This window comes from Streptomyces sp. 3330 (genome assembly GCF_031456635.1).
GTDB lineage: Bacteria > Actinomycetota > Actinomycetes > Streptomycetales > Streptomycetaceae > Streptomyces.
In genome coordinates this window covers 109,354-128,261 of sequence record NZ_JAVDVA010000011.1, presented here as the reverse complement: position 1 = coordinate 128,261, position 18,908 = coordinate 109,354, and the positions used below count along the sequence as shown (strand labels likewise).

Annotated in this window: 15 protein-coding genes and 2 tRNA genes; 4 read left to right on the top strand and 13 right to left on the bottom strand. The window is 71.7% G+C overall.

From position 1 onward, the window contains the following. Nucleotides 1-192 precede the first annotated feature (192 nt). Nucleotides 193-756, bottom strand: a complete 564-nt coding sequence (locus J2X68_RS20060; RefSeq protein WP_310433907.1) for an HIT domain-containing protein — start codon at nucleotides 754-756, stop codon at nucleotides 193-195. 67 nt (nucleotides 757-823) lie between these two features. Here J2X68_RS20060 and J2X68_RS20055 point away from each other — a divergent pair, with 67 nt between their 5' ends. Then, the gene (locus J2X68_RS20055) at nucleotides 824-1,486 is read left to right on the top strand and encodes an ion channel (protein WP_310433906.1); all 663 of its coding nucleotides are present in this window, start codon (nucleotides 824-826) and stop codon (nucleotides 1,484-1,486) included. A gap of 28 nt (nucleotides 1,487-1,514) precedes the next feature. Here J2X68_RS20055 and thrS read toward each other — a convergent pair whose 3' ends face one another. The 3 genes from thrS to J2X68_RS20040 all read right to left on the bottom strand — a co-directional run bounded on the left by thrS (nucleotide 1,515) and on the right by J2X68_RS20040 (nucleotide 5,380). Further along, nucleotides 1,515-3,491 (bottom strand): threonine--tRNA ligase, encoded by a 1,977-nt coding sequence (gene thrS / locus J2X68_RS20050; RefSeq protein ID WP_310433905.1) that lies wholly within the window; start codon nucleotides 3,489-3,491, stop codon nucleotides 1,515-1,517. A gap of 90 nt (nucleotides 3,492-3,581) precedes the next feature. Continuing rightward, nucleotides 3,582-4,817 (bottom strand): hypothetical protein, encoded by a 1,236-nt coding sequence (locus J2X68_RS20045; protein WP_310433904.1) that lies wholly within the window; start codon nucleotides 4,815-4,817, stop codon nucleotides 3,582-3,584. Next, nucleotides 4,814-5,380 (bottom strand): DUF4365 domain-containing protein, encoded by a 567-nt coding sequence (locus J2X68_RS20040; RefSeq protein WP_310433903.1) that lies wholly within the window; start codon nucleotides 5,378-5,380, stop codon nucleotides 4,814-4,816. The genes J2X68_RS20045 and J2X68_RS20040 overlap by 4 nt, the downstream gene beginning before the upstream one ends. 168 nt (nucleotides 5,381-5,548) lie before the next feature. Here J2X68_RS20040 and J2X68_RS20035 point away from each other — a divergent pair, with 168 nt between their 5' ends. Further along, complete coding sequence (locus J2X68_RS20035) at nucleotides 5,549-6,274, top strand: 3'-5' exonuclease (protein ID WP_310433902.1); 726 nt, start codon at nucleotides 5,549-5,551, stop codon at nucleotides 6,272-6,274. A gap of 60 nt (nucleotides 6,275-6,334) precedes the next feature. Here the strand turns inward: J2X68_RS20035 and J2X68_RS20030 are convergent. Together J2X68_RS20030 and J2X68_RS20025 are read right to left on the bottom strand one after the other, a co-directional pair. Further along, nucleotides 6,335-6,406, bottom strand: a tRNA-Val gene (locus tag J2X68_RS20030). Nucleotides 6,407-6,445: 39 nt separating this feature from the next. After that, complete coding sequence (locus J2X68_RS20025) at nucleotides 6,446-6,892, bottom strand: SRPBCC family protein (protein WP_310433901.1); 447 nt, start codon at nucleotides 6,890-6,892, stop codon at nucleotides 6,446-6,448. Between the two features lie 86 nt (nucleotides 6,893-6,978). Here J2X68_RS20025 and J2X68_RS20020 point away from each other — a divergent pair, with 86 nt between their 5' ends. Then, nucleotides 6,979-9,408: an SCO7613 C-terminal domain-containing membrane protein gene (locus J2X68_RS20020; protein WP_310433900.1), complete on the top strand. Its 2,430-nt coding sequence runs from the start codon at nucleotides 6,979-6,981 to the stop codon at nucleotides 9,406-9,408. Between the two features lie 7 nt (nucleotides 9,409-9,415). Here the strand turns inward: J2X68_RS20020 and J2X68_RS20015 are convergent, their stop codons facing one another. From J2X68_RS20015 to J2X68_RS19985, 7 genes are all read right to left on the bottom strand, one after another. Beyond that, nucleotides 9,416-12,151, bottom strand: a complete 2,736-nt coding sequence (locus tag J2X68_RS20015; RefSeq protein WP_310433899.1) for a Tat pathway signal sequence domain protein — start codon at nucleotides 12,149-12,151, stop codon at nucleotides 9,416-9,418. Nucleotides 12,152-12,252: 101 nt separating this feature from the next. Further along, nucleotides 12,253-12,843 carry a hypothetical protein gene (locus J2X68_RS20010; RefSeq protein ID WP_310433898.1) on the bottom strand — a complete coding sequence of 197 codons (591 nt, stop codon included), beginning with the start codon at nucleotides 12,841-12,843 and terminating at the stop codon, nucleotides 12,253-12,255. Between the two features lie 10 nt (nucleotides 12,844-12,853). Then, nucleotides 12,854-13,729, bottom strand: coding sequence for a carbohydrate ABC transporter permease (locus J2X68_RS20005; RefSeq protein ID WP_310433897.1), 876 nt, complete (start codon nucleotides 13,727-13,729; stop codon nucleotides 12,854-12,856). Continuing rightward, a complete protein-coding gene (locus tag J2X68_RS20000) occupies nucleotides 13,726-14,682 on the bottom strand; it encodes a sugar ABC transporter permease (protein WP_310433896.1) in 957 nt (318 codons plus the stop codon). Before J2X68_RS20000 ends, J2X68_RS20005 begins: the two co-directional genes overlap by 4 nt. Before the next feature lie 14 nt (nucleotides 14,683-14,696). Further along, nucleotides 14,697-15,986 carry an extracellular solute-binding protein gene (locus J2X68_RS19995; protein WP_310433895.1) on the bottom strand — a complete coding sequence of 430 codons (1,290 nt, stop codon included), beginning with the start codon at nucleotides 15,984-15,986 and terminating at the stop codon, nucleotides 14,697-14,699. A 1,570-nt stretch (nucleotides 15,987-17,556) separates the two neighbouring features. Beyond that, nucleotides 17,557-17,628, bottom strand: a tRNA-Val gene (locus tag J2X68_RS19990). A gap of 78 nt (nucleotides 17,629-17,706) precedes the next feature. Further along, nucleotides 17,707-18,168: a TIGR02611 family protein gene (locus J2X68_RS19985; RefSeq protein ID WP_310433894.1), complete on the bottom strand. Its 462-nt coding sequence runs from the start codon at nucleotides 18,166-18,168 to the stop codon at nucleotides 17,707-17,709. Between the two features lie 191 nt (nucleotides 18,169-18,359). Between J2X68_RS19985 and J2X68_RS19980 the strand changes: the two genes are divergently transcribed. After that, nucleotides 18,360-18,773, top strand: coding sequence for an SsgA family sporulation/cell division regulator (locus J2X68_RS19980; protein ID WP_004002642.1), 414 nt, complete (start codon nucleotides 18,360-18,362; stop codon nucleotides 18,771-18,773). Nucleotides 18,774-18,908: the final 135 nt, after the last annotated feature.

The following is an 18,908-nucleotide window of genomic DNA, read 5'->3' as shown; positions in this document are numbered from 1 at the left end:
GCCGCAATCAGCAGGCCGGGCAGAGACCCGCAGCCATGCCGGGACCGGCGGGCCGGGCCGTGGACCCCCGTGCAGGCCGGGACCGGCGGGCCGGGCAGAGAACCCCTGCCGGGTCCGGGCTTGCGGGCCGGGTACGGAATCGCGGCCGGGCCAAGCCGTCCCCCTGGCCGTCGGGACGGCGCGGGCCCGGATCTAGGCCGGGGTCGGCCAGGCCTCGGCGAGCATTTTCCTCGTGTCCGCCAGGAGCTGCGGGAGCACGCGCGTGTGGCCCACCACCGGCATGAAGTTCGTGTCCCCGCCCCAGCGGGGCACGATGTGCTGGTGCAGGTGGGCGGCGATGCCGGCGCCCGCGACGGTCCCCTGGTTCATGCCGATGTTGAAGCCTTGCGCGCCGGACGCCAGGCGCAGGGCGGTCATCGCCTGCTTCGTCAGCTCGGCGAGCTCGACGGTCTCCTGCGCCGTGAGGTCGGTGTAGTCGGCGACGTGCCGGTAGGGGACGGTCATCAGGTGACCCCCGTTGTAGGGGTACAGGTTCAGCACCGCGTACACGTGCTCACCCCGTCGGACGACCAGCCCGTCCTCGTCGGACTTGGCCGGGATCGAGCAGAAGGGACAGCCGTCGTCGGCGCCCGGGCCGGTCGGCTTGTTCTCACCCTGGATGTAGGCCATCCGGTGGGGGGTCCACAGCCGCTGGAACGCGTCCTGCGTGCCCACTCCGATCTGCTGCTCCGGCTCACTCGTCATGCAAGGCAGCATATTGCTTCGCCCGTTCGCGGCGTGTCGGCGGGGCAGCGGGAGAGGGGGCCTCGGCCAAGCTTGGCCGGTGGACGACGACAACCGGACGGCACGCTGGGAGCGGCGCGCGGGGACCCCGCTCGCGGTGGCCTCACTGCTCTTTCTCGTCTCGTACGGCGTGCGGATCCTGGGAGCGGGACTGCCCGGCCCGGTGTACGACCTGAGCCTGGCGGTTCTCTACGGCTCCTGGGCGATGTTCGTCGTGGACTACGTGGTGCGCTGGCGGCTGAGCGGCGAGGGCCCCGGCTTCGTCCACCGGCACTGGCTGGACTCGCTGGTCGTCGTGCTGCCCCTGCTGCGGCCGGTGCGCATCGTGCGGGTCTACGACGCCATGCAGGACCGCCGCCAGGAGGCGCCCCGGCTGGCCCTCCAGGCACGGGTCATGCTGTACGCGGGCCTGGCGTCCACCCTGCTCGGTGTGTCCGCCGCCCTGGCCGTGTACCACTACGAGCACACCGCCCCGGACGCGTCGATCCGCACGTTCGGCGACGCGTTGTGGTGGGCGGTCTCCACGCTGGCGACCGTGGGCTACGGCGACGTCGTCCCGGTGACGCCGATGGGGCGGCTGGTCGCGGTGGTGCTGATGGGCTGCGGCCTCGCGCTGCTGGGCGCGGTGACCGGTTCGTTCTCGTCGTATCTGATGCAGCGGTTCGCACGGGCCGGGGACGACGTGAGGCCCCCGGAGAAGTGAACTCCCCGGGGGCCCGGACACGACAGGGTCAGACCTGCGTCCGCTCCTCGACGACCTTCGCGATCTTCGCGATGGCCTCGTCGAACGGGATGCCGTTCTCCTGCGAACCGTCGCGGTAGCGGAAGGAGACCGAGCCGCCGGACATGTCCTCGTCGCCCGCGATGACCATGAAGGGCACCTTCTGCTTCTGGGCGTTGCGGATCTTCTTCTGCATCCGGTCGGAGGAGGAGTCCACCTCGACCCGCAGGCCCCGCTTCTTCGCGGCGGCGGCGAACTTCTCCAGGTACTCCACGTGTCCGTCGCCGATCGGGATGCCGATCGCCTGGACGGGGGCCAGCCACGCCGGGAAGGCGCCCGCGTAGTGCTCCAGGAGCACCGCGAAGAACCGCTCGATCGAGCCGAACAGGGCACGGTGGATCATCACCGGACGCTGCTTCGCGCCGTCGGGGCCGGTGTACTCGAGGTCGAAGCGCTCCGGCAGGTTGAAGTCGAGCTGGATGGTCGACATCTGCCAGGTGCGGCCGATGGCGTCCTTGGTCTGCACGGAGATCTTCGGGCCGTAGAAGGCGGCGCCGCCCGGGTCGGGCACGAGCGGGAGGCCCTGCTTCTCGGCGACCTGGCGAAGGGTCTCCGTGGCCTCCTCCCAGGCGTCGTCGGAGCCGACGAACTTCTCCGGGTCCTTGGTGGACAACTCCAGGTAGAAGTCCTCCAGGCCGTAGTCGCGCAGCAGGCCGAGCACGAAGGTGAGCGTCTTGTCGAGCTCCTCCGCCATCTGCTCGCGGGTGCAGTAGATGTGCGCGTCGTCCTGGGTGAAGCCGCGTGCGCGGGTCAGGCCGTGCACGACGCCCGACTTCTCGTACCGGTACACGGTCCCGAACTCGAAGAGGCGCAGCGGCAGCTCACGGTAGGAACGGCCGCGCGCGTCGAAGATCAGGTTGTGCATCGGGCAGTTCATGGGCTTGAGGTAGTAGTCCACGCCCTCGTCGAGCTGCATGGGCGGGTACATGCCGTCGGCGTACCAGTCCAGGTGGCCCGAGGTCTCGAAGAGCTTCCCCTTCGTCGCGTGCGGGGTGTAGACGAACTCGTAGCCCTCCTCCTCGTGGCGGCGGCGCGAGTAGTCCTCCATGACCCGGCGGATGATGCCGCCCTTGGGGTGGAAGACGGCGAGGCCGGACCCGATCTGCTCCGGGATGGAGAAAAGGTCCAGCTCGCTGCCCAGCTTGCGGTGGTCGCGCTTCTCGGCCTCGGCGAGGAAGTCGAGGTGGGCCTTCAGCTCCTCCTTGGAGGGCCAGGCGGTGCCGTAGATGCGCTGGAGCATGGGGTTCTTCTCGCTGCCGCGCCAGTAGGCGGCCGCGTTGCGCATCAGCTTGAACGCCGGGATGTTGCGGGTGGTGGGCAGGTGAGGACCGCGGCAGAGGTCCTTCCAGCACAGGTCACCGGTCTTGGCGTCCAGGTTGTCGTAGATCGTCAGCTCGCCGGCGCCGACCTCGACGTCCGCGCCGTCGTCGGTGGAGGCCGAGCCCTTGATGCCGATGAGCTCGAGCTTGTACGGCTCGTCGGCGAGCTCCTCGCGGGCGGCCTCGTCGGTGACCACGCGGCGGGCGAACCTCTGGCCCCGCTTCTGGATCTCCTGCATCTTCTTCTCGATGGCCTTGAGATCCTCGGGCGTGAACGGCTTCTCGACGTCGAAGTCGTAGTAGAAGCCGTCCTTGACCGGCGGGCCGATGCCCAGCTTGGCCTCGGGGAAGAGCTCCTGCACGGCCTGGGCCATGACGTGCGCGGTGGAGTGGCGCAGGATGTTCAGGCCGTCGGCGGAGGAGATCTCGACGGGCTCGACCTCCTCGCCCTCGACGAGCACGTACGACAGGTCCCTGAGCTCGCCGGCCACGCGCGCGGCGATGATCGAGCGCTCGCCGGCGAAGAGGTCGGCGGCCGTGGTGCCCGTCGTCACCGTGCGCTCTTCCCGCTCGGAATCGCGTTGGATGATCACACGGACGTCTGACACCGGTATCTCCTGACTGAAGGTGGGTGCGGCGCCATACGCTGGGCGCGCGCAAGAGGCGATCGTACCGACCCGCACCCGCCGACCGCGAAATCAGTCCCCGATCCGCTCCCCCTCACCGGCCTCCTCGAAGTAGTCCGAGCCCCCCGTGTTCCCCTGCGCCGACTTCATCATCCGGTCCCGCTCGGCCTCGTCGACCTGCACGGGTACGACCCCGCAGGCGCCGGAGATCCTGCGGAACCCGCCCCTGCTCTCCAGCCGGCCCTGCACCCGTACCGGCAGCCCGACCAGGTGGGCCTGCCCGGCGACGCGGTAGTCCTCCTCGTCGAGGGTGAGCCGGACGTGCGGGATGTCGGCGCCGGCCAGCACCCGCAGCCTCACGCTGCCCGCGCCGCGCGGTCCCGGCCTGCGCATCCGGACGACCGTGCCGGTGATCCGCACGGGCTCGGAGGGCTCCGCCCGGAGATAGCGGGCGCCCGCCTCGCGCAGCACGGACAGGTCCCCGGGCGAGAACTCGACCGGTTCGCCCGCCGCGGCGCACGCCTCGGGGATCCCGGCGGCGGGCGCCCACTCGACGGCGATCCGGGCGCCCTCGGTGCCCCGGACGAGGGTGATCAGCGCCTCGGTCAGCTCACGGCTCGCGCCTGCCTCCACGGCGCCGTCGAAGGCCTCCATGCCGCCGGTGGCCCGCTGGTAGTCGACGGCCTCCCGGACCGCGTACAGGGCCTGGTGGAGGCGGACGGCGAGCGGGCGGGCGCCCGTCACCGGCACGAAGGCGGTCAGACGGCGTCCACCGGCCGCGGAGCCGACCAGGACGCTCTCCAGCATCGCGAAGGCGGCGCGCCGGTGCCGGGCGCCGTAGTACCCGGCACGCGCGCGCGTGGCGAGCGCGCCGGCCAGCAGCATCTGCCGGGCGGCGGCGCGCAGCTGTTCCTCGACCGGCCAGGAGGCGGTCCCGGCCGGCCCGGCGGGCGTGTCCCGCCACCAGCGGATCTCGTCGCTGGGGACGGCGAGCCCGACGAGCACCTCGCGCGCGGAGGGGGTGCCGCTGCGGGCCAGCGCGAGCAGCGCCTCGCCGAGCAGGTCGTCGCTGTCGGGGAAGGCCCGGCTCTCCGGCACGAGCAGGCTCGTCCCGCCGCCGCCCGGTCCGGGCGGGGTCCAGCGGCCGTAGCGTCCGGCGGCGCCGCCACGCCGCTGCCAGCCGTGCCGGCGCAGCAGGGCGCCGAGGACGGCCGGGTCGACCTCGCCGGGCTCGGGGGGCCGGTTCCAGTGGGCCTCCGGGTGCGGCCGCACGGCCCGCAGTGGTTCGTCGAGGGGGCGGTGGGTCATGGTCTGCCTCCCGTCCCGGCCCGCGTCATGATCTCGCACAGCGCCCGGTCGTCGAAGATGCGTGTGGTCGGTATCCGCACGGTGGTCCGGGTCCGGCCGGTGATCGGGTGGCCGGCGAGATTGACCCAGTAGCAGCAGTGCCGCAGTGCGAGGCAGTCGTGGCCGGCGAGCAGCCACTGCTCCTGGGACCGCGGGACGAGCATCACGACGAGGATCTTGTGCACCGACACCGGGGTGCGGGCGAGTTTGCGCAGGTGGTCGTTGTCGAGCGTGAAGGAGAAGAAGGGGCCGGGCGGGGCGGGCCGGATCTGGTAGGTCGCCTTGAGCTGCACCTTGATGGTGACCTCGTCGTCGACGGTGTGCCCGGGCGCGCTGTGGCTGACGTGCCAGTCGATGCCGTTGTCCGGGAACGGCTGGGACAGCGAGCAGCCCGCCGCCGCCGCGACGGCGTGCAGGTAGCCCACCTGCAGTGTCTCCATGCAGGCGGTGGTGGCGAGCGTGCCGCGATGAAGGCCCTCGCGTTCGGGCAGCAGCCCGCCCCGCTCGGGCTGCGCTATCGCCATGACCAACAGCCTTCCACGCAAAGCCAGTCCCCGTGACGGGCCGCTGAACTGGGCTGACCCGTACTCGTGTTGTGTCCTTCCGGCGTACGGCGCAAACAGCCCGGGTATCACCAAACAGGCAGAAGACGGGGCGTCAGCTGCCGTGGGTGAACGAGGGGTTGTGTGGGTATGACGTACTGGTACGAGGGGCCTCTGGCCGCCTTTGACACGGAGACGACGGGCGTCGACGTGGAGACCGACCGGATCGTGTCGGCCGCCCTCGTCGTCCAGGACGCGCCGGGAGTCCGGCCGAGGGTGAGCCGCTGGCTGGTGAACCCGGGCGTGCCGGTGCCGGCCGGGGCGACGGAGGTGCACGGGCTGACGGACGATCACCTCCAGCGCAACGGCCGCTGGCCGTCGCCCGTGATGTTCGAGATAGCCGAGCTGCTCGCCGAACAGGCCGCCGCGGGGCGTCCGCTGGTGGTGATGAACGCGCCGTTCGACCTGACGCTGCTCGACCGCGAGCTGCGCAGGCACCGCGCCTCCGCGCTGGGCAACTGGCTGGACGCGACGCCGCTGCGGGTGCTGGACCCACGGGTCCTCGACAAGCATCTGGACCGCTACCGCAAGGGCCGGCGCACGCTCACCGACCTGTGCGCGCACTACGACGTGACGCTGGCCGACGCGCACGACGCGGCGGCGGACGCGCTGGCCGCGCTGGAGGTCGTCCGGGCTCTGGGCCGGCGGTTCGCGGCCCGTCTGGAACGCCTGTCCCCCGCCGAGCTGCACACGCTCCAGACGACCTGGCACGCGGCGCAGGCGCGGGGGCTCCAGGCGTGGTTCGCGCGCAGCGGCACCCCGGAGACGGTGGACACCTCCTGGCCGCTGCGCCCGGAGCTGCCGGCGGCGGCCTAGGCCGGGGCGCCACGGCACGAAAAAGCCGGTCCGCGTGCTGCGGACCGGCCTTTTTCCCGGTGGGCGATACTGGGTTCGAACCAGTGACCTCTTCGGTGTGAACGAAGCGCTCTCCCACTGAGCTAATCGCCCGGGAACGCACCGAACAATACAGGTCTTCGCGGGCTTCCTTCAAACCGCTTCGAGGTACGCGGTCAGTCCGCGCCGTCCGGCCCGCATCATCAGCCGGTGGTTGAGACGGAACACCGGCCGCCCGGGGACGGCCAGCCGCCGCAGCAGCGGCTTGTCGACCCGGACCACCTGGTCGTAACGGGCGAGGGTGCCCGAGCCGTCGGCGGTGACCGTCCAGCGCGCCCAGCCGTCGAGGTCGCCCGTCATCGCGATCTCCAGGACCCCGGCCGCGGCGTCGCGCCGCACCTCGCGCGCGGTGAAGGTCAGGTCGTACGGGAGGAAGGAGCGGACGCGGATCACGCCGGTCGTCCCGTCGACCGGGGTCACCTCGCGCACCTGGCGCCACCAGCGCGGGTAGTCCTCGGCCCGCTCCAGCGCCTCGTACACGCGGGCGGGCGGCGCGGGCAGGGCCCACAGGCTGCGGAAGCGGTACCGGGTCCAGTCCATGGGCCGAGTGTGCCCGTCCGGGGGCCGGGGCGACGGCCCGGGGTCGGGGCGGAGGGCATTTGAGTACGTTCTGAGTACGTGCGCTCATGCCGTCGGGCGTGACGCCGACCACACTCCGTCACATGACGTATTTCCCGCCTCCGGCCGAGGAGCTGCGCTTCCTCGACGGCGAGCTCCGGCAACTGGACGCCCGCCGGGCCCAGTTGCTGGCCCGCCGCGCCTGGCTGATCACGATGCTCCAGCAGCCGGCCCCGCCGGCGTGGCCGAGCCGCCCCGCGCAGCCCGGCCCTTCCGTACGCCCCGAGGCCACCGCCCCCGGCGTGCAGAACGTGCTCCTGCTGCTCGGCGGCGTCCTGCTCACCGTCGCGGCGATGGTGTTCACCCTGGTCAGCTGGGGGCATCTGGGGATCGCCGGGCGCTCCCTGGTGCTGGGCGCGGTCACCCTGGCGGTGCTCGGCGCGCCCGTGGCGCTGCTGCGACGGGGTCTGCGGTCGACCGCCGAGTCGGTGGCGGGCCTCGGACTCGCGCTCACCGTGCTGGACGCGTACGCGCTGCACGAGGTCGTGTTCACCGCGGCGGACGGGACGACGTACGCGGCGGCTGCCTCGACGGCACTGGCGGCGCTGTGGGCGGCGTACGGCACGGCGCTCGCCGCGCTGCCGGGTGCGGCCTCGCTGCGGCTGCCCCGGCCGGCCGCCCTGGCGGTCGCGCAACTCCCCCTGGCGCTCTGGACGATCGCGGCCGGTGGCGGCCCGCTCACGGTCACGGCCGCGGTGCTGCTGACGGCGGCGTGCGACGCGGGGGCCGCGCTCCGGGCGTCCGAGCGGCCGGTCCGCCTCGTCGCCGCGGTGTGCGCGTTCGGCGCGGGCGGCGTCGGCGTCCTGGCGGCCGGCCTGTTCTGCCTCGGAGCGGCAGGTCCGGCCGACGCCGCCCGTGCGGCGGCGCTCCTCTTCCTGGCGGCGGCGATCGCCCTGGGGGCGGCCCGGTTCGCGCCGGGGGCGGGGCTCGCGACGGGTCTGGCGGCGGCCGGCGCCCTGTGCGGGGTGGCCGGAGTGGGCGGCTTCCTGCGGGTGTCGGTGGCCGGTGACTGGGTGGTGCCGGCCTGGCTGGCCTGCGGGATCGCGCTGCTGGCCGCCGCGCGGGGTCCGGTGGCGGTGCGCCGGGGTGTCGTGCTCGCCTCCGGTGTCGTCCAGGCGGGCGCCGTGCTGTGGGCGGTGCCTGCCGTGGGCGTCACACTGCTGGGGCCCGTGGCGTGGCTGGGGCACCTCTGGTCCGGTGCGCCGGCCGACGCCCGTGCCGCGGTGACGGTCGACGCCTTCTGGCCGCCGTACGCCGTCACGGTGCCGCTGGTCCTCCTCGCGGTCGCCGCGGTGTCGGTCACGGCGGTCCGCGACGAGAAGTGGCGCCCCCGGGCCCTGCCCGCCGCACTGACGCTGGCCTGGGCCGCGGTGCTGGTCACGCCCGCGGCGCTGGAACTTCCCTACGCCGTGGGCCTGTTGATCCAGGGACTCAGCGTGCCGGCGCTCCTGACGCCGGTGCTCCAGGGGCCCGCGCCCCAGGGGCCGCCGGCCGCGCGGACGGCCACCGGGCTCGCCCTGCTCGGCTCCCTCGTCGTCGGCCTGTCGTCGCTGGCCGCCGAGCAGGCGGCCCTCGCCGTGCTCGCCTCGCTGACCGTGGTGTTCGCGGTGGCCGCGTGGCGCGGCCGGCAGACGGCGGCGTCCGCGGCCGCCGCCCTGGGCTGGGCCACGGCCCTGGCCTGCGCCGCGGGAGCGTCCGCCGGCTGGCGGCCCGAACTCGTCGCGCTGCTGGTGCTCGTCGTCCCGGCGGCCGCGGCCCTGCTCGCGGCGCGCTCGGGTGACGCGGTGACGACGGTGGCAGTCGAGGTCACGGGGTCCGTCGCCGGGCTCGTCGCCGTCGGTCTCGCGGTGGCCGACCCGCCGCTGCTGGCCCTGGTGCTGTCCCTGTGCGCGGTGATCGCGGCCGGCACGGCCGCGCGTCCCGACCGCCGGGACGTCGGCTACGCGGCCGTCGCGCTGTTCGTGCTGGCCGCCTGGGTCCGGCTGGCGGCCTGGCAGGTGGAGCTCCCGGAGGCGTACACGCTGCCGGTCACGGTCCCCGCGCTGCTCGTCGGAGCCCTGCGCAGGCGCCGCGACCCGGCCGCCTCGTCCTGGACGGCGTACGGCCCCGGTCTCACCGTGACGCTCCTGCCGAGCCTCGCGACGGCCTGGACCGACGTCGAGTGGACCCGCCCGCTGCTGCTGGGCGCGGCCGGGCTGCTGCTCACCCTGCTGGGCGCCCGGCACCGGCTGCGGGCCCCGCTCGTGCTGGGCGGCTCGGTGCTCGCCCTGGTCACGCTGCACGAACTGGCCCCGTATCTGGTCCAGGTGACCGACGCGCTCCCCCGCTGGGTGCCGCCCGCCCTCGCCGGGCTGCTGCTGCTCGCACTCGGTGCGACGTACGAGCAGCGACTGCGCGATGTCCGGCGGGTGCGGGAGGTCCTGGGGAGGATGAACTAGCCGCGCGCTACGGCATCTTGTCGCCGAGCAGGGCCAGGTTCTCGATGGCGGCGAGGCCGTAGAGGGCGGTGTCGTTGGTGGACACCCAGGCGGCCTCGTCGCCCGCGACCAGGGTGGCGGGGCCGCTCAGCGGCTCCGTCTTCCACGGCGCGGACTCCAGGTAGCCGTCGGAGTTGTAGAACTTGGTCCACGCCCGCTTGGCGAGCACCTCGTCCCCGGTCTGGACGGCCGCGTACGCGTCGAGACGCGAGTGGCCCTGGAAGAGCAGCAGGGTGCCGAAGTTGCTGCCGTAGCGCGCCGCCTGCTCCGCCTTGGTGGCGTTGAAGTAGCGGCAGTAGTCCAGGTACGCCTCCTTGAACTTCGGGATGTCGACGAGGTGGATGAGTTCGGCGCACAGTTCGTTGAGGCCGAAGACGGCGGACAGGTGCGAGACGCCGACGACCGGAGTGGTGGCCACCGCGAACCTGCCGGTGTCGAGGTCGTACAGGCCGCTGCCCTGCACGAAGCCGTTGGGCTGGGCGCCGATGGTCTCCATGGTGGACAGGACGCGGGCCTTCGCCTTCTCCCACTTCGGGCCCTTGCGCTCCCACTCGGTCAGCCACGCCGACACCAGGCCGCTCCAGTCGGTGCCGAAGCCGATCGACAGGGCGTGCCGGTCGGGGGTGTACGGCTCGGTGCGGATCTTGCGCAGCGGGTCCAGCGCGAGGAACGTCTCGTCGGAGTCGACGTTGGCGTGCATGAGGTCGCCGACGCGTTCGTCCGCGGTGAGGAAGTAGTAGTAGCGGCGGTAGGTGGTGTTGGCGATGCGCTGCTGCTTGGCGCTGTCGGCGTAGTGCTGCACCCCGTGCCGGGTGCCCAGGCCCGCCCACTGGCCGAGGTGGTAGACGTCGACCTCACCGGTGTGCCGGGTCATCGCCTCGGCGAAGCGGAAGATGTCCGCGCGGCCGCTGCGCAGATAGGCGAACCAGAGCCAGAGGTCCGGTGACAGCTCGGAGTTGTCCCAGGCGTAGCCACCGATGTCGTACCGCCACTGGTGCCTGACGGTGTCGTAGGTGTGCATGATGTCGCCGTAGTCCCAGAAGCCGTACCAACGGCGCTGCTCCACCTGGTCCTTGTAGTAGGTGAAGAGGAAGTCGAGGTGGTCCTCGATCTTCGCCTTGGCGGGCGTGGAGCGGTCCGGCTCGGCGTACAGGCCCGGGCCGAACACCTTGGCCTTGATCAGCTGCCCGGGCGGGGCGGCGAGCTGGGGCAGCACCCGTACGGCCTCGACCTGCTCGGCGAGTTTCTCGGGGGCGGGCGTCGACTCGTTCGCCCAGAAGAGGAGTTCGGAGGTGCGGGCGATGCCGTAGGGGGTGCCGAAGCCGGGCTCGTAGTCCTCGTAGGTGATGTTGAGGCCTTCGAGCTGTTCGGGGAAGGTGTCCTGGCCCATGCCGTCGTGGTAGAAGCGCAGGTCCATGGGCTGCGCCTCGGGCGACCAGAGCCAGAGGGTGACTTCGGCCTCGTCGGTGTGCGCGTCGCGGATGTCGAGCTGCGCGGGATGCTTCTCCCAGAAGTCCCTGAGGCCGAACGAGAGGCCGCCGCTCACCCCGCCGACGTAGCCGAAGCCGGAGGCCCGCCTCCCGCCGCCGGCGCCGATCCAGCCGTAGCCCTGCTTGGTGCGCTTGCGGAGCGCGAAGCCGTCCGCGGACAGCTGGGAGAGGGTGTAGTCGCCCCACTCGGGGATGTACGGGAGGCGGGTGGTGACGCGCTGGTCCCAGGTGGCGGGGTCGGGGAGCTTCTGGCCCGCGTACTGGGCCGCCTGCACCGCCGCGCCGGGGTCACGGCGCAGACCGGTGATGCCCTTGACCGCCTCGCGCAGCAGACCGGTGCCCTCGCCGCCGATGCGGATGTGGCGGTCGTAGGACTCGTCGCGCATCGGGACGGTGAAGCGGACGCCCAGCCCGCGGATGAAGTCGCCGCTCGCCTTGCCGGGTTCCTGCTTCCCGTCGTAGGTGATGGTGTGCACCATGCGGAAGGAGTCGGCGCCCGCGTAGAAGTAGAGGCGGATGGAGAACGGGAGCCAGCTGCGGCTGCCCTTGCGGTGCTTGCCGTCGACGCGGACGACCGCGCGGACCGGGCCGGACTGCTCGACCGTGACGCCGTCGACGGCGCCCTCGAAGTGCTCCGTCCTGACCGTGCCCTGGTCCTCGTCCTCGATCTCGGGCTGCCTGATCAGGACCAGCCGGCCGTTCTTGGCGATCTCGGTGGAACCGCGGGTGACGGACTTGACGATCGTGGCGCCCGCCTTGGCGATCCTCGCGGTGATGACGCCTGTGGACACGTCGATGGTGCCGCCGCTCTTGTCGACGGTGACCTTCTCGGCGGGCGCGGCCGGGGTGCCGGCGGCGAGGGTGAGCTTGCCGGAGCCCGAACCGACCGCGTGGGCCGTCCACTTCAGCGAGCCGTCCGGCCAGTAGGCGAGCGGCCAGGACTGTACGGGGACGTCCTTGCCGTCGGCGTCCGTCAGCGCGAAGGTCTGGTCCTCCTGGTACGTGCCCATGGGCCAGGGCACGCCGAGCGTGGATCCGGGGGCGGCGCCGAGTCCGCCGTCCTCGAGCCAGTCCAGGGTCACCGGATCGGCGTCGGCCGCGGCGGCCGCGGGCGCGGCCTGCGCGTCCTTGGCGCCCAGGGCCCAGCTGAACTGAGCGGCGGCGCCGGCGACGGCGGCCGCCTTGAGGAGGGACCTACGGGGGATGGGAGACATGAGATGCAGCCTTTCCTTTCCGTGCGGGTGCAGGGGTGGTCAGGGGCATGACAGACAGAGACACGGCGCCCGGGGCGCCGGCCTGATGCGGGGAACGGCCGTCAGCGGTGCGAGTACCGCTCCTCGACGGCGACGGCCGCCGCCGCGACGGCCCCGAGCACCGGGACCGCCAACGGCGCGACGACCCAGGCGGACAGGACGACGACGGCCAGCCCGCAGACGACCAGGAAGGACCCGACGGGATCGCGCACGGTCCGCCGCCCGGCGTCCGCGAGCAGCGCCCGCCAGGAGTGGCCCGGAGTCCACAGGGCCGCCGCTCGCAACAGGGCCACGGCGAGCCCGAGCAGCGCGAGGATCCCGACGGCCCCGACGAGCGGCCCGCCGGGAACCCCGGCCCGCACGGCCAGGACGTCCACCCGGACCGCGGCGACCGCCGCCCACCCGGCGAGCCCGACGGCCCACCCGCCGCGCAGGGCCGCCCGGAAGTCCGCGACGAACGCCCTCAGGCCGCCGGTCTGGTGGGTCGTACGCCGCCGCAGGTGCCGTGCGCCGGCGGCGAAGGCCGCGGGGTAGGTGACGACGCCGAGACAGGCCACGGCGATCCACACTCCGGTGAGCAGACACTCGGCGAAGACGGCGAAGCGCTCGCCGAACACCGACTCCCTGCGGGGCTTCACTCGTGCTTGCGCCATGGTGACGTCGTCAGCCCTTCAGTCCGGAGGTCGCCATGCCGTCGATGAGATAGCGCTGGAAAGCCATGAAGAAGGCGATGACCGGCACCAGCGCCACCAGCGACATCGCGATCATGCTGCCGTAGTTGGAGATGCCCTCCTGGTCGCGGAACATCATCAGGCCGAGCGAAACGGTGTACTTGGACGGGGTGTTGAGGTAGATCAACGGCCCCATGAAGTCGTTCCACGCGTTGATGAACGTGAAGATGGCGCTGGTGATGACGGCCGGGCGGCTCAGCGGCAGCACGATGGACCAGTAGGTCCGCAGGTGCCCGCAGCCGTCGAGCTTGGCGGCCTCGTCCAGCTCGCGCGGCAGCCCGCGCATGAACTGGACCATCAGGAAGACGAAGAACGCCTCCGTGGCCAGGAACTTGCCCGCGACGAGCGGCACGAGGGTGTCGATGTAGCCGAGGTTGCGGAACAGCACGTACTGCGGGATGAGCAGCACGTGGTACGGCAGCAGCAGGGTGCCGATCATCAGGGTGAACAGCAGGTTCCGTCCGGCGAACCGGATCTTGGCGAAGGCGTACGCCGTCAGCGAGCTGGAGAGCACCACCCCGGCCACCGCCAGGCCCGCGTACATCAGCGAGTTGGTGAAGAAGCTGGTGATGGAAATGCCGGAGATGCCGTCGGCGAGCCCGGAGAAGTTCGCCCAGACCGGCTCGGTGGGCAGCAGGTCGAGGCTGGCGATGATGTCCTTGCTCGGCTTGAACGAGGCGCCGAGCACCCAGACCACCGGGTAGAGGACGACCGCGAGCACGAGGACCGCGCCCACGTGCCAGGCGAGGGATCCGATGCGCCGCCGCTCGTGCGCCGGGCGCACCGCGGGGCTGGTGGCACTGGTCACTTGGCGGCCTCCTCGTAGTGCACCCACTTCTTCTGCGACCAGAACAGGACCGCCGTGACGAGCGCCACCGCGACCACCAGGGTCCAGGCCATCGCGGACGCGAAGCCCATCTGGGCCTCCTTGAAGCCCTTCTGATAGAGGTAACAGGTGTAGACCAGGGTCGCGTCGGCCGGCCCGCACCGGGTGTCGGAGACCACGTACGCGGAACCGAACACCTGGAACGCGTGGATGGACTCCAGCAGCACGTTGAAGAAGAGCACCGGGGAGATCATCGGCAGCGTGATGTTCCAGAACCGCCGCAGGGGACCCGCCCCGTCCATCTCGGCGGCCTCGTAGAGCTCCTGCGGCACCTGCTTGAGCCCCGCCAGGAAGATGACCATCGGGGCGCCGAACTGCCAGATGCTGAGAGCCACCAGGGAGTACAGGACGTAGTCCGGGTTGCCGATCCAGCCGCCGACGTCGGCGCCGAAGATCTTCTGCGTACGGTCCACGACGGCGTCGTCGGAGAACAGCGCCCTCCACACGAAGCCCACCGAGACGCTGGCGCCGATGAGCGACGGCATGTAGAAGGCGGCCCGGTACAGGGCCTGACCGCGCCGCTTCTGCGCGAGCAGCAGCGCCACGCCGAGGGCGAGAAGGAGCTTCAGCGGTGTGGCCACGACGACGTACTTCAGGGTGACCTCGACCGACTTCTGCCAGCGCGGGTCCTGGAACATGGTCGTGAAGTTGTCGAGCCCCACCCACCGGGGCGGCGTGAACAGGTTGTAGCTGGTGAACGCGTAGTAGAGGGACGCGATCATCGGCCCCGCCGTGAGCAGCAGGAATCCCGCGATCCACGGCGACATGAAGAGATAGCCGGCGAGGTTCTCGCGGCGCCGCCCGCGCCGCCCGGCGACGGGAGCGGCGGACCGCTTCTTCGCCGGGCGCGCGGGCGCTTCCTTGACGAGCGTCATGGTGGTACGTCCCCTCAGCCCGCGAACGCGGCCTTGGCCTCGCTGAACAGCGCCTTCGCGGCGTCGGCCGGCTTGGTCTTGCCCTGGGCGACCTCACCGCCGATCCGCAGGAAGGCCGCCTCGATGACGTCCGCGCCGGACGGGTGCGGGGTGATCTTCCCGAGGGCGTCGGCCTTGGCGACCTCGTCCTCGTAGGCCGCGACGCCCTTGTTGTTGGCGTCGGTCGGCTTGAAGGCGGCGTACTGCTCGGTGGTGGAGAGGATGCCGCGGTCGTAGCCCATGATCTTGCCGGCCTCGGGGTCGTGCACCATGAAGTCGATGAACTGGGCGACTTCCTTCGGGTGCTTGGTCCCGGAGAAGGCGCTCAGCATCAGCGAGCCGAGGTACTGACCGGTGTTCTTGCCGTCCGTCGTGGGGATCGGCGCGAGCCCGTAGTCCGACTCGCCCTCGCCCTCGTAGCGGATGGAGAAGTTGTCCCAGGTGAACTCGGACGCCGCGAGGCCCGCCGAGAGACCGGACTTCGGCTTGACCTGCTCGATCTTCTTCGGGTCGGCGACCAGCCCGGACTTCACGCGCTTGTAGCCGTCCTCCCACCACTGCGTCACATCGTCCTCGGTGAAGCCGAGGTCGCTGTCGGTGAAGAAGGCCTTGCCGTTCTGACGCAGGTACAGGTCGTAGAGGTACATGATGCTGAAGTAGCCGGTGTCACCGGCGATCTTGAGCTTGTCCTGGATCGTCTGCAGCGCGGTGAAGTACTCGTCCCAGGTCCAGCCGAACTTCGCCTCGACGCCCGCCTTCTGGAAGGCCTTGAGGTCGATGACGAGTGCCATGGTGTTGGCGCCGACCGGAATGCCGATCTGCTTGCCGTCGACCTGACCGTTCGCCAGAACGCCGTTGCGGAAGTTCTCCAGGCTCAGATTCCCCGCGTCCGCCTGCGACTTGAGATCCATCAGAACACCGCGCTTGTCGTACTTGCGCAGGAAGGTGACGGAATTCTGGAATACGTCCGGCGGATTTCCGCCCGAGGCCTGCGTCTGGAACTTCTCCCAGAACGCCTCGTAGTCGGTGAATTCGGGCTTGATCTTGATCTTCGGGTACTTCTTCTCGAAGAGCGCGATCGTCTTCTTGATGGCGATGGTGCGCGGCTCGCCACCCCACCACGCGTAACGGATCGTGACCGTCCCGTCCGCCGACGTCCCGTCGCCTCCCCCGCACCCCGTGGTCGCGGCCAGGCCCAGTGTGGCCGCCGTCGCCCCCGCGGCCTTCAGGATCGTTCGCCTCTCAACATTCCTGCTGGTTCCCACAGTCGGGCCCTCCCCGCAGCGTCGTTGCCGCTTGCATGAATCGTTTCAAGAAAGCGCTTGCTGGCACAAGGTACGAGGGGGTTGAGAGAGCGTCAATGATTCGGACAGGAATTTCTTGCGCACGGCCTCGTCGGCGAATGACTCCCGTACGGGTGACGCGGCGCCACCGAGTGGACGAATGCGCAGGTGAGAGTCACCTGTTCGACGCTCCGAACCGCTGAGCGGCCGTCGGAAGATCATAACGGGGGACGGAAATCCGCCTGCGGGCAAGAGAACGGGACGGGGTCACGGGGTGGTGGGGGCGCGGGGTCACGGGGTGGTGGGGGCGCGGGGTCACGGGGTGGTGGGGGCGCGGGGTCACGGGGTGGTGGGGGCGCGGGGTCACGGGGTCGCGAGAGGGCCTGTCGGGGCGAGACAGCCGGGCGGCGAGGGGCGGTCGCTTCTGCGCGCGGCGGCTGGGGGGTGGTGCGGGGTCGCCGCGCTACGCAGGAGGGTTCGGGGGGAGCTCTGCGGTAGGGGGGCGGCGGGAGGTGCGGCGCCGGGCCGCTCGGCCAGGCGTGTGGAGGGCGACGCCGAGACGTCGGTGCAGGGCTGTCGGAGACGCCGTGCGGGGGCGCCCGGGGAGGGTGGGCGAGAGCGGGCGAGGGGGGCGGTGGAGGTCGACACAGGGTCGTGGGAGGCGCCGCGCGGGGTCGCTCGGGAGAGCGGTGCCCGGCAGGCGACGGAGGGCGGTGGAGGGCGGACGACGGAGGGCGGTGGGGGCGGCTCGTAGAGGTCGGTTCGGGACGGGCGGAAAGTCAGCAAGGGCGGACGGGGCGGGGCGCGGGGAGGGCAGCCGGGTCGGGCCAGGTCGGGTCGGGTCGGGTCGGGTCGGGTCCGGTCGGGGCGGATCGGCTCGACGCAGGAAAGGCAGGCGGGGCGGAGCGCATGGGCGCGCACTTACACCGGAAGCTGCAGCCGGGCACGCCGACGACCACGACCGAAGCGGTGGCGCATCCCACTTGGACGGGCCGGACGGATGACTTCGTCCGCCCAGAAGGGCCGGACGGGCCGGACGGGCCGGACGGGCCGGGAGAATGACACCGTCGGCTGGAAGGGTCCGGGAGACGCGACACGCCCGGCTCGGACGGCCCGAGGCGACCGGCCTCTTCGGATGGACCGTAGGGCCGACACGGCTCCCTCCGATGAGCCGAAGGGGCGACACAGCCCTGTCTGACGGCCCGGAAAAGCGGCACAGCCCGGCCCGGTAGGCCGGGGAGGCAACGCGGCCCGGCCCTGACGGCCGGGAGAGATCCCCGTGGACGCGGGCGGGGTGCCAGGCGGCTCGGGCGACGCGGTGTCGGGCCGGCGCGGAGGGGCGTCGGACGACGGGGCGCCAGACCGGCACAGTGGGGTGCCGCGCGGCAGGGACCGGCCGTCCCCAGAGGAACGCTCCGGGGGGGAAGGAACGGCTCCGGGAACCCGGGAGCAACGGCGGAGTCCGGGAACGGTGCCGCGGTCCGGGAGCGACGCCGGGGTCGGGAACGACGTCGGCCCGCCTGCGTTCTCGCAGGCGGGCCGACGTTCCGGGTGGGCGATACTGGGTTCGAACCAGTGACCTCTTCGGTGTGAACGAAGCGCTCTCCCACTGAGCTAATCGCCCGGACGCAGGAAGAACATTACCCCATGTCAGGGGGTGGCTGTGACCAGGACCGACCCGCCCCCGCGCCTCCGCGGCGGATCACTGGTCCTTGATCTTCCAGGGCATCTCGAAGCCGAACTTCCACAGGTAGACACCCGTCAGGACGGCGATGATCACGAGTCCGATCACGGTCAGGGTGATGTTGCGGCGGCGGACCTTCGGGTCGAGCGCACGCGCGGCCGCCTCGGTGACCTTGCGCTTGGTCCAGCGGAGCACGAGCTGCGCCCAGACGAACTCGGTCGCCCAGATCGCCATGCCGCCGAAGATCACCACCCAGCCGGGACCGGGCAGCGGCAGCATGACCACGCCCGCGGCCACCACGGCGAGGCCGATGACGAAGACCCCGACCTGCCAGCTCAGATGCAGCATGCGGCGCGCCTTGACGAATTCGGGCGCCCTGGAGCCCAGCCCTTGGCCCTGCTGCGCCTCCGCCGCCCCGTCCGGCTCCGACCTGTCGACCGCCACGACCGCCTCGCCCGCTCCGTCACTCCCCGTGTTCATACAGCCCGACCTTACCCGAGAGAATCCGGTCACCGGAATGGTGGTACCGGGCGAACGCACTGTCGGCCGGAAGAGTTACGTAAAGGCACGCAAAACACTCAGAGGGGTTTACAACGGCACCGTAGGTGGCATGTCGATTTCGCCGACGTGCGAATCCCCGAGCGCACACTGAGCGAAAGGCCCTGGCGCTTATGAACACCACGGTCAGCTGCGAGCTGCACCTGCGCCTCGTTGTGTCGAGCGAGTCATCCCTGCCTGTCCCCGCAGGCCTGCGGTACGACACGGCCGACCCCTACGCCGTGCACGCCACCTTCCACACCGGTGCCGAGGAAACCGTCGAGTGGGTGTTCGCCCGCGACCTGCTCGCCGAGGGCCTGCACCGGCCCACGGGCACCGGCGACGTCCGTGTCTGGCCGTCGCGCAGTCACGGTCAGGGCGTCGTGTGCATCGCCCTGAGCTCCCCTGAGGGCGAAGCCCTGCTCGAGGCCCCTGCGAGGGCCCTCGAGTCCTTCCTGAAGCGCACCGACGCCGCCGTGCCTCCCGGCACGGAACACCGGCACTTCGATCTCGATCAGGAGCTCTCGCACATCCTGGCGGAGAGCTAGGGCGAGGCTCACACCGAGCTGCCCGGCGCCGTCCACTCGGGGAGACGGCTCGGGCCAGGACAACCGAATAGGGCATGCGCCGACGCCGTGCCACGGGTCTCCCGTGGGGCGGCGTCGGCGTGCGCGCGGCTCGTC